This window comes from Actinomyces sp. W5033 (assembly GCF_051303165.1).
This window is the reverse complement of the sequence record NZ_JBPPGD010000007.1, coordinates 92,732-106,854: the sequence shown is the minus strand read 5'-3', so window position 1 is coordinate 106,854 and position 14,123 is coordinate 92,732. Positions and strand designations below refer to the sequence as shown.

General features: G+C 73.6%; 13 protein-coding genes. 5 read left to right on the top strand and 8 right to left on the bottom strand.

The annotated features are described in order from the left end of the window. Window positions 1-52 precede the first annotated feature (52 nt). The gene (locus ACSJJR_RS06495) at window positions 53-1,021 is read right to left on the bottom strand and encodes a 1,4-dihydroxy-2-naphthoate polyprenyltransferase (RefSeq protein ID WP_435942763.1); all 969 of its coding nucleotides are present in this window, start codon (window positions 1,019-1,021) and stop codon (window positions 53-55) included. Between the two features lie 33 nt (window positions 1,022-1,054). Continuing rightward, window positions 1,055-2,425: an AMP-binding enzyme gene (locus ACSJJR_RS06490; protein ID WP_435942762.1), complete on the bottom strand. Its 1,371-nt coding sequence runs from the start codon at window positions 2,423-2,425 to the stop codon at window positions 1,055-1,057. Between ACSJJR_RS06490 and ACSJJR_RS06485 the strand changes: the two genes are divergently transcribed. Next, complete coding sequence (locus ACSJJR_RS06485; RefSeq protein ID WP_435942761.1) at window positions 2,424-2,789, top strand: PLD nuclease N-terminal domain-containing protein; 366 nt, start codon at window positions 2,424-2,426, stop codon at window positions 2,787-2,789. The genes ACSJJR_RS06490 and ACSJJR_RS06485 overlap by 2 nt on opposite strands. A gap of 19 nt (window positions 2,790-2,808) precedes the next feature. Here the strand turns inward: ACSJJR_RS06485 and ACSJJR_RS06480 are convergent, their stop codons facing one another. Next, entirely contained in the window at window positions 2,809-3,555 is a 747-nt protein-coding gene (locus tag ACSJJR_RS06480) for a hypothetical protein (RefSeq protein WP_435942760.1), read from the bottom strand. Beyond that, complete coding sequence (locus ACSJJR_RS06475) at window positions 3,552-4,247, bottom strand: histidine phosphatase family protein (protein ID WP_435942759.1); 696 nt, start codon at window positions 4,245-4,247, stop codon at window positions 3,552-3,554. The genes ACSJJR_RS06480 and ACSJJR_RS06475 overlap by 4 nt, the downstream gene beginning before the upstream one ends. Before the next feature lie 67 nt (window positions 4,248-4,314). Between ACSJJR_RS06475 and ACSJJR_RS06470 the strand changes: the two genes are divergently transcribed. The 4 genes from ACSJJR_RS06470 (at window position 4,315) to ACSJJR_RS06455 (ending at window position 8,895) form a co-directional block, all read left to right on the top strand. Continuing rightward, entirely contained in the window at window positions 4,315-5,280 is a 966-nt protein-coding gene (locus ACSJJR_RS06470; protein ID WP_435942758.1) for a DapH/DapD/GlmU-related protein, read from the top strand. A gap of 107 nt (window positions 5,281-5,387) precedes the next feature. Further along, complete coding sequence (locus tag ACSJJR_RS06465) at window positions 5,388-6,149, top strand: succinate dehydrogenase (RefSeq protein ID WP_435942757.1); 762 nt, start codon at window positions 5,388-5,390, stop codon at window positions 6,147-6,149. Further along, complete coding sequence (locus ACSJJR_RS06460) at window positions 6,146-8,143, top strand: fumarate reductase/succinate dehydrogenase flavoprotein subunit (RefSeq protein WP_435942756.1); 1,998 nt, start codon at window positions 6,146-6,148, stop codon at window positions 8,141-8,143. Before ACSJJR_RS06465 ends, ACSJJR_RS06460 begins: the two co-directional genes overlap by 4 nt. Next, the gene (locus ACSJJR_RS06455; protein WP_435942755.1) at window positions 8,140-8,895 is read left to right on the top strand and encodes a succinate dehydrogenase/fumarate reductase iron-sulfur subunit; all 756 of its coding nucleotides are present in this window, start codon (window positions 8,140-8,142) and stop codon (window positions 8,893-8,895) included. Before ACSJJR_RS06460 ends, ACSJJR_RS06455 begins: the two co-directional genes overlap by 4 nt. Window positions 8,896-8,905: 10 nt before the next feature. On the opposite strand, the gene ACSJJR_RS06450 is transcribed toward ACSJJR_RS06455, so the two are convergent. From ACSJJR_RS06450 to ACSJJR_RS06435, 4 genes are all read right to left on the bottom strand, one after another. Further along, complete coding sequence (locus ACSJJR_RS06450) at window positions 8,906-10,285, bottom strand: citrate synthase (RefSeq protein WP_435942754.1); 1,380 nt, start codon at window positions 10,283-10,285, stop codon at window positions 8,906-8,908. A 71-nt stretch (window positions 10,286-10,356) separates the two neighbouring features. Further along, complete coding sequence (gene dapC, locus ACSJJR_RS06445; RefSeq protein ID WP_435942753.1) at window positions 10,357-11,547, bottom strand: succinyldiaminopimelate transaminase; 1,191 nt, start codon at window positions 11,545-11,547, stop codon at window positions 10,357-10,359. A 91-nt stretch (window positions 11,548-11,638) separates the two neighbouring features. Next, window positions 11,639-11,986, bottom strand: a complete 348-nt coding sequence (gene fdxA / locus ACSJJR_RS06440) for a ferredoxin (protein WP_435942752.1) — start codon at window positions 11,984-11,986, stop codon at window positions 11,639-11,641. A 146-nt stretch (window positions 11,987-12,132) separates the two neighbouring features. Beyond that, a complete protein-coding gene (locus tag ACSJJR_RS06435; protein WP_435942751.1) occupies window positions 12,133-14,121 on the bottom strand; it encodes a VanW family protein in 1,989 nt (662 codons plus the stop codon). Between the last annotated feature and the right edge of the window lie 2 nt (window positions 14,122-14,123).

Sequence of the window (14,123 nt, the reverse complement as noted above, 5' to 3'; positions counted from 1 at the left end):
CCGGGTCCGGCACCTCCAACGGCGGGACCTCCACCGCCGACGGCCCGGGGCCTCAGGCGACGGCCACCAGCCCGGCCGCGATGACGACGCCGTAGAGCAGCTCGTACAGCCCCGCGTCGCGCAGCACCGGGATGAGGTCCCGGCCGACGGCACGGTTGACGACGGGACCGGTGACCTTCTGCGCCGCCCAGGACAGGACCAGCAGCGCCACGAGCAGGACCGGCACCTGCGAGGCCCACCCCGTCCCACGCCCGTGCGCCATCTGCACCCAGGCGACGGACCCGACCCCCAGCATGACGGGAAGAGTCACCATGACGACGAAGACGGTCCGGGCCCGCTCGGCCCCCAGGCGCACCGCCAGGGTCCTCTTGCCGTGGGCCGGGTCCGTGTCGATGTCGCGCAGGTTGTTGACCATGAGCAGCGAGCAGGCGATGAGCCCGATGCCGCAGGCCGCCAGCCACACCCAGCCGGGTACCGAGGGCCCGGCGCCGTCGGCGGCGTACTGGATGTAAACGGTGCCGCAGGTGGCCATGAGGCCGAAGAAGACGAAGACGAAGACCTCCCCCAGGCCCGCGTAGCCGTAGGGCCGCGGCCCGCCCGTGTAGAACCAGGCGGCGGCCACGGCGGCCACGCCGGCCAGCAGGAGCCACCACTGCTGGGTCAGCAGGACGACGGCCAGCCCCAGCAGCGCGGCGAGGCCGAAGCAGCCGAAGGCCGCGTGCTTGACGGCGGACGGGGCCACCTGGCCACTGGCGGTGAGCCGGGGCGGGCCGGTGCGATCGTCGTCGGTGCCGCGCACGCCGTCGGAGTAGTCGTTGGCGAGGTTGGAGCCGACCTGCAGGGCGAGGGCGACGCCCGCCGCGAGCAGGGTGCGCGGCAGGGAGAAGGTGCCCAGGGCCACCGCCGCCCCGCCTCCGAGGATGACCGGGGCGACGGCGGCGGGCAGGGTACGCAGGCGCACGACCTCCGCCCAGCTCGTGGCGGACGGCTGCGACGCGGCGGCACTGGTGGGCTCAGTCACGAGGTTCCTCTCCTCATCTTGGCTGAGCGGAGCCTAGCAAGGGGCGGGCTCCGCCCTCCTGGCCAGGGCCTGCGCCGCGACCTGGGCCACCGCCCGCCGGTCCGTCTTGCCCGGCCCCCGCTCGGGCAACGAGCCGACGACGACGACCTCCTTGGGCGCGTGGGCGCCGTCGAGCCGGGCGCGCGCGGCGGCGCGCAGCGCCTCAGCGCTCACCTGCGGCCCCTGCCGGGCGACGACGACGGCGATGACGGCGCTGCCCCACTGCTCGTCAGGCAGGCCGACGACACAGGCCTGGGCCACGCCCGGCACCTGTGTGAGCACCTCCTCGACCTCACGCGGCTCCACCTTGACGCCGCCGGTGACGATGACGTCGTCAAGGCGCCCGAGCACGGTGAGGCGACCGCCCTCGAGGCGGCCGCGGTCGGCCGTGACGACCGCGCGCGGCGCCGTGCCTGAGGAGGGCCGGAAGGAGGTGGTGGCGCCGGCCGGGCCGAGCAGGTAGCCCTCGGCCAGCACCGGGCCGGTGAGGACCACGCGCCCTGCGCCGTCCGGCCCCGGGTCCTCGATGCCCACACCCACGCCCTCGAGCGCGACGCCGTCGTAGACGCAGCCGCCTCCGGTCTCGCTCATGCCGTAGGTGGTGACCACGCGCACGCCCGCCGCGCGGGCGCGGGCGAGCAGGTCCTGGCCGGTGGCGGCACCTCCCACCAGGACGGCCGAGCACCGCGCCAGGGCGCTGGCGCCACGGGGGCTGTCGAGGCAGCGGCGCAGCTGGGTGGGCACGAGGGACAGGTACAGGCGAGCTCGCCCACCGGCGCGATCCGGCGCGCGCACCTGCTCCAGCAGGCCGGCCAGGGCCTCGGGCTCGAAGCCCGCCGAGGTGTCGAGCACCTGCGGGCGGGTGCCGGCGACGACGCTGCGCAGCAGCACCTGCAGGCCGGCGACGTGGTGGGCGGGCAGGGCCAGGACCCACGCCCCGGGTCCCCCCAGGCGGTTGTGGGTGGCGCGCGCCGAGGCGAGCAGCGCCCGGGCGCCCATGGCGACCAGGCTGCCGGCTCCGGTGGTCGAGCCCGAGGTGCGCAGCAGGACGTCGGCGCGCCCGGCGAGCCCGGGGCGGCGGGCGGCCGCCTCACGCGCCAGGTCCACGAGAGCTGAAGGGTCCTCACCCTGGGCCACGGGCAGGAGCAGGGGGCCGTGCCCCGGCCGCGCCGCCGCGCGCGCCAGGGCCCGGTGCAGGAGGGCGACGTCGCCGGGACGGGTGCCGCCCACGAGCGGCAGGACCTCACGGGCGGGAGGGCAGACGGTCACCGTCCCAGCGTCGCACACCACGCTCGTGCGCCGTGAGCGAGAGCCTCGGGCCGCGCCTGAGGGCGGGGGCACGCCGTCGGCTAGGGTGTGGGTCATGCGCCTGATCCTCACCGTCCTCGTCATCGCCCTGACGATCTACTCTCTGCTGGACTGTGCGCGCACGCCTGACGGGTCCATGCCGGCCAGGATGCCGAAGTTCCTGTGGATCCTCATCATCGCCGCCATCACGGTGGTGGGGCCGATTGCCTGGATCATCACGAGCCGGGTCAAGGCGGCTGAGGAGCGCGGGGGCTACGTCGAGCCGACCGTGTGGTCCTCGCGTGAGGGCACCAGGCTGCGTCGCCCCGAGCGGCCCACGCCGGTGGCGCCCGACGACGACGCTGAGTTCCTTCGCGGCCTGGAGCGCGACATCAGGCGGCGCAAGAAGGAGGACGGGCAGGGCGCGGGGGACGAGGACTGACCCGGGCGGGCAGCGTCCCTCAGACCTCGTAGCCGTGCGCGGCCGCGTGCACGAACCAGTCCTGCGGCAGCCACGTGCCCGCCACCACCTGCGGGTGCTGCGGCATGTACCGGGCGGACCACAGGACGAGCACGAGCTCGGCCCACTGCGCGCGCAGCTTCCAGCGCGCTGACCCGCTGCTGTTGGCCGCCGCCATCACGACCTCGCCGGTGCCGGTGAGCATGACCTCCTGCACGTCGTGGAAGGCCACCGGCATGATCCCCTCGCCCGTGCCGATGTAGATCCCGTGCGTTGACACCGTCAGGCGCGCGTCGGCCAGGTGGCGCCACCGCTCCACGGCGTCCGCCTCGGCGGCCTTGCGGCGCCGGTTGTTGAGGTAGGCCTGCCCTCCGAGGAAGGCGGCCGTCAGGGCCAGGCCCACAGGGCCGCCGGCGAGGAAGAACCCGCGCGAGGGGTTGTAGGTCGCGTCCCCTCGCCTGTAGACGAGCATCTCGGCGTCGCAGGAGGCGAGCATGACCTCGTCGGCCGCGAAGGCCCGGCGCACCGGGTCCACCACCGGCGAGACCGGGTTGGGCCGTTGGCCCCTGCGCAGCGAGCCGAGGACACCGGCGGTGTGCCACCACACGAAGTCCTGACCGGTCCACGATCGCTGGGGCCGGGGCCGCCCGGGGCCGATGAGGGGGGCGGGCGCGCTGGGCACGAGCGCCCCCCCGGGGTGCTCACCGGGCCGCAGGACCTCGGGCTCCTGGGCGTCGGGGGAGGTCACCTGCCGGCTCCCTCGGGCATCGCCTCGCTGGCGGCCGAGGTGCCGGGGACCATGTCCTGCGCACGGCGCAGGAGGTCGCCCGCGGGCTCCCAGTAGGCCAGGCCCGTGAGTGTGGCGCCGTCGAAGGTGAGGGAGGTCAGGGAGGCGAGCGAGCACTCACGACGGCGCGGGTCGTGGGCGAGCGGGCGTCCCTCGAGCCACAGCCGGGTGACCCACACGGGCAGCTGGTGGGAGACGAGCAGCACCTCGTGGCCCTCGTAGCGCGCCCGGGCCTCACGCACAACGGCGCTGACGCGGGCGACGAGCTCGGTGTAGGGCTCACCCCAGGAGGGGCGCAGGGGGTTGAGGTAGTAGCGCCAGTGGCCGGGGTGGGCCAGGACCAGCCGGTTGGCGTTGACGGGCACGCCCTCGAAGTGGTTGTCCGCCTCGATGAGCCGCACGTCCGTCTGGGCCTCGAGGCCGAAGGCCGCGGCCGTGGGGGCGCCGGTCTCGACGGCGCGCTCGAGCGGGGAGGTGATGACGGCCGCGAGGTCGTGGCCGGAGGAGGACAGGACGTCAGCGACCTGGGAGGCCATCTGACGGCCCAGCGCGGACAGGTGGTACCCGGGCATGCGCCCGTAGAGGACGCCCTCGGGGTTGTGGACCTCGCCGTGCCTCATGAGGTGGATCGTCGTGCGTGCCGTGCTCGCCATGGCGCGATCCTCTCACGCCCGGCTGGCTGCCCCCACGGCCCTCATGACCTCCCGTATCGTGTGAGCCATGACGACTCGCAGCGCTTGGGGGCTGGGCCTGGCCACCGTGACCGACGACGGCAACACCCTGGACGTGTGGTACCCCAGGCCGGTGCTGGGCGACGAGCCCGCCGACGGCCACGCCGACCTGCGCGCCACCCTGTCTGCCATGGAGCGGCGCGACGAGGCCCGTGGCGTGCGCACGACGGTCGTGCGCACGTGGTCGGACCTGGACGACGCCCCCCAGACGGTGGCGGGCGCCTACCTGCGCCTGCACCTGCTGTCACACCGCCTCGTGCTGCCCGGCACCGTCAACCTCGACGGGATCGTCTCGCGCCTGGCCAACGTCGTGTGGACGAGCGAGGGGCCCTGCGCGGCTGAGGACTTCGAGACCACGCGCACGCGCCTGCTGGCCAAGCTCGGCCACCCGGTGACGGTCCGCTCGGTGGACCGCTTCCCGCGCATGCTCGACTACGTCATGCCCTCGGGCGTGCGCGTGGGTGACGCCGGCAGCGTGCGCCTGGGCGCGTACCTGTCGGAGGGCACGGTGGTCATGCAGTCCGGCTTCGTCAACTACAACGCCGGGACCCTGGGCCGCTCCCTCGTCGAGGGGCGCGTCGCCCACGGTGTCGTCATCGGGGCGGGCTCGGACATCGGCGTCGGCGCCTCGACCATGGGCACCCTCGCCCCCGGCATGGCCCGCGTGAGCCTGGGTGAGGGCTGCCTGCTGGGAGCCAGCTCCGGCCTGGGGATCCCGCTGGGGGACAGCTGTGTGGTCGAGGCGGGCCTCTACCTCACCGCGGACACGCGCGTGGCCCTGCTGCCCTCGGGCGGCGTCGTCCCGGGGCCGCACGGGCAGTTCCGCCAGCCGCGCGTGGTCGAGGCGCGGGCTCTGGCGGGCGCCTCGAACGTCCTGTTCCGCCGCAACTCCCAGTCCGGGGCCGTTGAGGCCATGCCGCGCGGGGGCAAGGAGATCACTCTTCCGTCCGCCTGAGCCCGGCCACGGGCCCTGGGCCAGACGGGCGGACAGCCTCAACCAGCCCACGGCGCAGTGTGATCTGCGCTATAGTTGAGGACCCCCGTCGAGCCCGAGGAACGTTCATGACGCCGGCCACCGCACGACGCGACCCGCTGGGCGACGCTCCGGTCCCCCGCCCGGGGCGTCGGCGTGCCCGGTGGGTCTCCAACGCCGTTCTCAAGCCGGTCATGGCCGTGACGGGCAGCATCATGGGCGCCTTCGTCCTCGTCCACATGGTCGGCAACCTCAAGGCCTTCCAGGGGGCCGAGGCCTACAACTCCTACGCGGCCTGGCTGCGCGACGTCGGTTACCCGCTTGTCCCCCACGACGGCGTCCTGTGGGCGCTGCGAGCGGTCCTGGGCGTCTGCCTGCTCCTGCACGTGACCGCGGGCCTCACGTTGCGGCTGCGGGGCCGGCGCGCCCGGGGCGCATTCCGTCGCCGTGGCCTGAGGCCGGCAGCGCTCGGGGCGGGCTCCATGACCGTCACCGGAGGCCTCGTCCTCGTGTTCGTCGTCGTCCACCTGCTCGACCTCACCATCGGTCGGCTCGTCTGCCCTGCCTCCTTCCAGGAGGCCGCCCGCTCCAGCGGGCAGGTCACCGCCCACGCCTACGAGAACCTCCTCGCCTCCCTCTCGCGCCCCGGCATGGCGGTCTTCTACACGCTCATCATGCTCACCCTCGGTCTCCACCTGGCCCAGGGGTTGTGGAGCGTCGCCCACGACCTCGGTGCCACGGGGCACCGCCTGCGCACCCTCCTCGCCGTCGTCGCCGTCGCGGCCGCCCTCGCGGTCGCGGTGGCCAACGGCGCGCTGCCGGTCCTCGTCCTGACAGGAGTCATCTCATGAGCGCGCACCCCGGGGACCGCGGGCAGCCGGGCAGCCGCAGCCCCCGCGTGCCAGCCCCCGTCGACGGCCTCTACGACGTCGGCGAGGACCTGGACGCGCACCTGCCCCACTGCCCGAGCGAGCAGGCCTGGCAGCGGCGCCGTGACGAGTACCGGCTCGTCAGCCCCGCCAACCGGCGAACGATGACCGTCATCGTCGTCGGCACGGGCCTGGCCGGCTCCGGCGCCGCCGCCACCCTCGGGCGCCTGGGCTACCGTGTCGAGTGCTTCAGCCTGCACGACTCCCCACGCCGCGCCCACTCCGTCGCCGCCCAGGGAGGGATCAACGCCGCCCGCGCCCGGCAAGCTGACGGCGACACCCTCCACCGCTTCGTCAAGGACACCGTCAAGGGCGGCGACTACCGGGCCCGCGAGGCCGACGTCGTGCGCCTCGCCGAGGAGTCCGTGCGCGTCATCGACCACATGGATGCCATCGGCGCCCCCTTCGCCCGTGAGTACGGCGGGAGGCTCGCCACCCGCTCCTTCGGTGGCGTGCAGGTCTCACGCACGTACTACACCCGCGGGGAGACGGGCCAACAGCTCGAGATCGCCTGTGCCCAGGCCCTGCAGGAGCAGGTGGCCGCCGGCCGCGTCCACATGCACACGCGCACGGAGATGCTCGACCTCGTGGTCGCCGACGGGCGCGCCCAGGGCATCGTCGTACGCGACCTGCTCACCGGCGAGATCGGTGTCCACACGGCCCATGCCGTCATCCTCGCCACCGGCGGCTACGGCAGCGTCTACCACTACTCGACGCTCGCCATGGCCTCGAACGCCTCGGCGACCTGGCGCGCGCACCGGCGCGGGGCGGCCTTCGCGAGCCCCTCCCTCGTGCAGTTCCACCCCACGGCCCTGCCCGTCTCCTCCAGCTGGCAGTCCAAGACGACCCTCATGAGCGAGTCGCTGCGCAACGACGGCCGCATCTGGGTGCCGCTGCAGCCGGGTGACCCGCGCCCGGCCAACGACATCCCCGAGGACGAGCGCGACTACTACCTTGAGCGCAGGTACCCGGCCTTCGGCAACCTCACGCCCCGCGACGTGGCCTCGCGCAACGCCCGCGAGCGGATCGAGTCCGGGCACGGCGTCGGGCCGCTGAGGAACTCCGTCTACCTCGACTTCCGCGACGCGATCGCACGCGTCGGGCGCGAGGTCATCGCCTCGCGCTACGGCAACCTCTTCGCCATGTACCTCGACGCGACCGGCGAGGACCCCTACGAGGTCCCCATGCGCATCGCGCCAGGCGCCCACTTCACGATGGGAGGCCTGTGGGTGGACTTCAACCAGATGTCCACCATCCCAGGGCTCTTCGTGGGCGGCGAGGCCTCGAACAACTACCACGGCGCCAACCGCCTTGGCGCGAACTCGCTGCTGAGCGCCTCGGTGGACGGCTGGTTCACGCTCCCGCTCTCCGTGCCCGACTTCCTCGCCGGTCTCGTGGGGACGGCGCCGCTGGCGCCCGACGCCCCGGAGGCGCTGGCCACCGCCGCGCAGGCCCGAGCGCGCGTCGATGCCCTCCTCGCCTGCCCCGGCACGCGCCGGCCCGTGTGGTTCCACCGTCGGCTCGGGGAGATCCTCTACGCCGGCTGCGGGGTCTCGCGCAGCCACGAGGGGCTGCGCGAGACCCTGGAGCAGGTGCGGGCCCTGCGCGAGCAGTTCTGGCGCGAGGTCAAGGTCACGGGCCACGCGCAGCGCCTCAACCAGGAGCTGGAGAAGGCGCTGCGCGTCGCCGACTTCCTCGAGCTGGCCGAGATCATGGTCCTCGACGCCCTCGACCGGCGCGAGTCCGCTGGGGCCCACTTCCGTGAGGAGTTCCAGGACTCTGGCGAGGCCCGCCGGGACGACGAGCACTGGTGCACGGTCTCGGCCTGGCTAACGGACCGCGACGGGCGGCACGTGCGCCGCTCGGAGCCGCTCGAGTTCTCCATGGTCCCGATGCAGGTGAGGAGCTACCGATGAGGGTCGAGCTGTCGGTCTGGCGCCAGGACGGCCCACGCGCCGAAGGCCGCTTCGAGTCGTACACGGTCGAGGACGCCACCGCGGAGATGAGCCTGCTCGAGCTGCTCGACCGGCTCAACGACACGCTCGTCGAGGAGGGGCGCGAGCCCGTCGTCTTCGAGTCCGACTGCCGCGAGGGCGTGTGCGGCATGTGCGGCTTCCTCGTCAACGGGCGCCCGCACGGGCCCGCGGACCACACGCCCGCCTGCCGCCAGCACCTGCGCGTCTTCCCGGGCGTCACGCACTTCCGCCTCGAGCCGCTGCGCGCCGGGGCCTTCCCCGTCATCCGTGACCTCGTCGTGGACCGCTCCGCGCTCGACGAGCTCATCCGGGCCGGGGGGACGGTGGACGTCGCCCCGGGCACTGCCCCGGACGCCGACAGCGTGCTCCAGCCCCACGCGCGCGCCGAGAGGGCTCTCGACTTCGCCTCCTGCATCGGCTGCGGGGCCTGCGTGGCCGCCTGCCCGAACGGGTCCGCGATGCTCTTCGCCGGCGCCAAGCTCGCGCACCTGTCCCTCATCCCGGCCGCCTCCGGGCAGCGGGCCCAGCGGGCCCGCGCGATGAGCCACGTGCTCGACGAGGTCTTCGGCCCCTGCTCCCTGTACGGCGAGTGCGTGCCGACGTGCCCGGCGGGCATCCCGCTGGAGGCCATCGCGCTGGTCGGCCGTGAGGTGCTGCGCGCGGCCGCGGTCGGTGCGGGGCGCGACGACTGAGCCGCGCGCGTCAGACGCGGTTGACGCGGTCGATCTCGTGCTGCCCGCTGCGGAAGTCCGGGTACTCGTGCGCGTCGCGCTCGCGGCGGTGCATGGCGACGTAGTGCCGCTCGACCTGGCCGGTGTAGACCTGGCGGGGGCGGCCGATGCGCTTGGCCGGGTCGGAGATCATCTCGCGGTACTGCGCGATCCAGCCCGGCAGACGGCCGAGGGCGAACAGCGGGGTGAACATCGTCGTCGGGAATCCCATCGCCTGGTAGATGAGCCCGGTGTAGAAGTCCACATTGGGGTAGAGGTTGCGTGAGACGAAGTACTCGTCGCTGAGGGCGACCTGCTCGAGCTCCATGGCGATCTCGAGCTTGCGGTCGCCGTCGTCCGAGCCCAGGCGGGCCAGCACGTCGTGGGCGGCGGCCTTGACGAGGGCCGCACGGGGGTCGTAGCTCTTGTAGACGCGGTGCCCGAAGCCCATGAGACGCACCCCGTCCTCCTTGTCCTTGACCTTGCGGACGAACTCGGCGGTGCTCATGCCGTCGTTCTGGATGCGGTCGAGCATCCGCAGGACGGCCTCATTGGCACCGCCGTGCAGCGGTCCGGACAGGGCGCCGACGCCGGCCGCCACGGAGGCGTACATGTTGGCGTCCGAGGAGCCGACCAGGCGCACGGTGGAGGTGGAGCAGTTCTGCTCATGGTCGGCGTGGAGGATGAGGAGCATGTCGAGGGCGCGCACGACGCTCGGGTCGATGTCGAAGCTCTGGTAGGGCATGCCGAAGGTCATGTGGAGGAAGTCCTCGACGTAGCCGCGCCGAGGGTCGGGGTACATCAGGGGCAGGCCGATGGCGCGCCGGGCGATGTAGGACACCATGGTGGGCACCTTGCTCAGCAGCAGCACGGTGGCGAGCTCGCGCTCGTAGGGGTCGTGCGGGTTGAGCGTGTCCTCGTAGTAGGTGGCAAGCCCGGCGACACCGGCCTGGAGGATCGCCATGGGGTGCCCGGAGGACGGGAAGGAGGTGAAGAAGGAGCGGAAGTCCTCGTGCAGCAGGCGGTGGCGGGCGATGCGCCGCTCGAAGCGCTCGAAGGTGTCGGCGTCCGGCAGCTCGCCGTTGATGAGCAGGTAGGAGACCTCGGTGAAGGTGGAGGAGCGGGCGAGCTCGGCGATGGGGTAGCCGCGGTAGCGCAGGATGCCGGCGCCGCCGTCGATGTAGGTGATGGCCGAGGTGGTGGAGGCGGTGTTGGTGAAGCCCGGGTCCAGGGTGACCATGCCGGTGGCGCCCAAGAGGGTGGAGATCCCCAGGCCGTCGGAGCCGTCCGTGGCGTGGACGCGGGGCAGCACGAGGCTGGTGTCCTCGATGGTGAGGACGCCGGGGCCGTCGGCGTCGTTGAGGTTGGTCATGGTTCCTCCTGACGTGAGCGGGGGACTGAGCCGTCTGTCACTGTAGCGGCAGGGTCGTGGGAGCGGTCGCCTCAGGCTCGCAGGAGGTCGGTGGCCGCCAGGCGCCGGCAGGCGGCCTCGACGCGCTCATCGGTCTCCGTCAGGCTCACGCGCACGCGTCCGGCGCCGGCCTGCCCGTAGAAGTCCCCTGGGGCGACGACGATGCCCAGCTCGGCGAAGGCGCCCACGAGGTCGAAGGCGCTCATGTGCGCGGGGCCGCGCAGCCACAGGTACAGGCCCGCGGCCGAGTCCTCGTCGTTGACGAGGCCCGCGGCGTGGGTGGCCTCCAGGAGCAGCTCCCGGCGGCGCCGGTAGGTCTCGCGCTGGGCGTCCACGTGCGCGTCGTCGGCCAGGACGGCGGTCATGGCCGCCATGACGGGGGCGGGGACCATGAGGCCGGAGTGCTTGCGCACCTCGGTGACGGCGGCGAGCAGGCGCGGGTCGCCGGCCATGAGGGCGGCGCGGTAGCCGGCGAGGTTGGACTGCTTGGACAGGGAGTACAGGGCGATGAGCCCGGTGAGGTCGGGCGCGCCGTCGGGCAGGGTGCCGCTGACGCGGGCGTCGAGCAGGCTGGGCACGCCCTGGCTGGCCCACGGCTCGGCCCAGGCGAGCTCGGCGTAGCACTCGTCGCTGGCAACGACGGCGCCGCGCGCCCGCGCCCAGGTGACGACGCGCGCCATCTGCTCCACGGACAGGACGTGGCCGTCCGGGTTGCCGGGGCTGTTGAGCCACACCATGACCGGGCTGCCCTCGGGCAGGCTCCAGGTGGTGGGGTCGGCCTCGACATCGACCGGCACGGGTGTGGCCCCGGCCAGACGGGCACCGACGTCGTAGGTGGGGTAGGCGGCCCGGGGGTGCAGGACGAGGTCTCCGGGACGCACACCCAGGTGGCTGGGCAGGAGGGCGACGGCCTCCTTCGAGCCAGTGGTGGGGATGACGTGGGAGCCGGTGAGGCCTGTGACGCCGCGACGGCGGGCGAACCAGCGCACAGCCGCCTCGCGCAGCGCCGGGGTGCCGACGACGGCCGGGTAGCCGGGCGCGTCGGAGGCGGCGGCCAGCGCCTCGCGGGCGAGGGCGGGGGTGGGGTCAACGGGGGTGCCGATGGACAGGTCAACAGTGCCCTCGGGGTGCTCGGCGGCCCGCCGGCGGTAGGGCACGAGCGAGTCCCACGGGAAGTCGGGCAGGGCCAGCGGCCTGGGCAGCGCGGGGGTCGTGGAGGTCATGGCCTGATTGTGTCCCAGCGGGCGGGGCGGCGCCCGGCACGGTCGGCGGCCGGGACGGTTGGCGGGCGGGGCGGCCACCGACCGCAGGACGTCAGCCGTTCGCGGCCTTCCACTCCTCGTTCTGCGGGGGCAGGGCGGCGATCATGGGGTCGTCGTAGTCGAGGGGGCCCACACGCTGTGCGCCGCCGGGAGCACCGAGCCCCTTGATCTCGAAGAAGTCGATGTTGGCGCGCGTGTAGTCGATCCACTCCTCGGGGACGTCGTCCTCGTAGAAGATCGCCTCGGTGGGGCACACGGGCTCGCAGGCCCCGCAGTCCACACACTCGTCAGCGTTGATGTAGAGGGTGCGCGCACCCTCGTAGATGCAGTCCACGGGGCACTCATCGACGCAGGCCCTGTCCTTGACATCGACGCAGGGCTGGGCGATCACGTAGGTCATGTGCTCTCCTCGTTCCTCGGGCCGGCTGCCGCAGGAGGCGGGGTCCGCGGCGGTGGGTCTGTGGCAAGTATGTGCCGCTGCGTGGACGCACCCCAAGGCAGTCGGCCGTGGTGGCGGGCACGTGGCCCCCACCGCCCCGCCACGCGCTAGACGCCCGGCGAGGCGGTGGGGGCCACGGTGGCGGGCGCGTTCGGGTCCACGCAGCGCAGGATGTTGTCGGCCGCGTAGGAGGTGGTGAGCACGTCGTCGTCGGGGCCGGTGCCGTCAGGTGCCTTGCGGGTACGGGTGACCGTGATGTCGAAGCCGGGCTCGCCGCCCCCGTAGGGCTCGCAGCCGGGCGCGGTCGAGGTCTCGGTGCGCACCGGACGGTAGCCGGTGTGCTCGCCCGAGACGATGGTGACGTCGTAGTAGTGGGTGGACCACAGGCGCACGTGGACGTCGTCCTCGGACACCCAGGCCTGGACGAGGACGGCGTAGGGGGTGGAGTTGGTCCACCTGACATCGAGGAAGCCCGTCCACAAGGTGGCCTCGCGCCCGGCCGGGTAGCGGGGGAACCACACGCTGTGGGGGTGGTGCTCGACGTCGTCCATCCCGGCCTCGAAGCCGGCGTTGAAGACGGTGGTGGCCACCTGGGACAGGCCACCTCCGACGGCGTCGGAGTGCACGCCGTTGGTGATGACGCCGGCGGAGGCGAAGCCGTGCTCGGCGTCCACGGGCCCCAGGGCCTCGGTGAGGGAGAAGGTCTGCCCTGGCATCACCACGGTGCCGTTGATGGCGGCTGTCCCGGCCATGAGGTTCTGGGTGCGCCGGGGGTCGTAGTAGAAGGGTGTGGCGTACTCGCCGACGACCTCGGTGATGCCCCACTGCGCCTGCGGCTCGGTGTGCTCAGGCTCGGTGACAGCCACCGGGAGCGTGACCGTGCGCGGGCCGGTGGCCGTGCCGAGCACCGCGGAGGCCAGGGCCTCGCCGTCGATGCCGCGCCCGGCGGTGCCGGGGACGAAGACGGGTCTGGCGGAGGCGCTCGCCTCGATGGTGAAGGTGGCCTCGACGACCGCGGTCTCCACCGCGGGTCCCATCTGCGCCAGGACGTCCTCGCGCAGGAGTGCCGGGTCGAGGTGGACGGACAGGGTCCCGGACTCGTTGACGACGCTGGTGGCGCCGGCGAGCTGTGCGGGGCTGAGGACGGCGTCGGCCTGGGCGAGGGAGGCCACCTCGGTGCCGGCGGCGCTGACGGTGACGTCCGAGGCGAGCAGGGGCGTCAGGACGCCGTCGATGAGGGCCTGGGCCTGGGCGTCGGTGATGGCTGGCTCGGTCCGGCCGGCGACAAGGGTGACGGTCTCCTGCCCCAGTGGCCAGCCCTGGCTCAGGGCGTGGACGGAGGCGGCGACATCGACGCCGGTCCCGGCGGAGGAGGGGGTGAGCACGGGCGTGGTGCCGTCGAGGGTAACGGTGGCGTCCACCGTGCCCTGGGACAGGGTGTCGAGCCTGGCGTTGAGGGCGGCCGTGAGGGCCTGGGCGTCCACGGTGGTGACGGCCTGGGTCCGGGCGCCGGTGAGACGGTCGATGAGGGTGGCGGGGTTGAGGGTGAAGGAGGTCAGCGTGTCGATGCTCGCCGCGGCGTCGAGGCTGACGCCGCACTGGTCGGGGACGAGCGTGTCGGTGGCGACGGGGGTGGAGTCGTCGCCGGGGACGGCGACGGTGACGCTCTGGGCGAGCTGCTCCCCGATGGCCTGGGTGAGCACGTGCTCGGCCTGGGAGGCGCTCATGCCGCCGACCGCGACGCCCGAGACGCTCGAGCCTGTGAAGACGTGCTGGGTGGTGGCCACCGCGGTGCCGCCCCACACGATGAGGAGGAGGGCCGCGGCGCCCAGGCCCAGGACCCTGCTCAGGGACCACCGGCCGCGGGGCCACGAGCTGGGGGGCCACCAGCCGTAGGACCGGGCAGGACCGTCCTCGGCACCGACGGCGCCCTCCTCGCTTACGGGCGTGAGCTCGGCGGTGAGGGCCTCAGCCGGGTCCTCGGCCGGGTCCGGGGCCTCAGCCGGCTCCTCAGCCGGGTCCGGGGCCTCGGCCGGCTCCTCGGCCGGGTCCGGGGCCTCGGTAGTGGCGTCGTCGGGGGTCGGGGTGCTGTCCATGG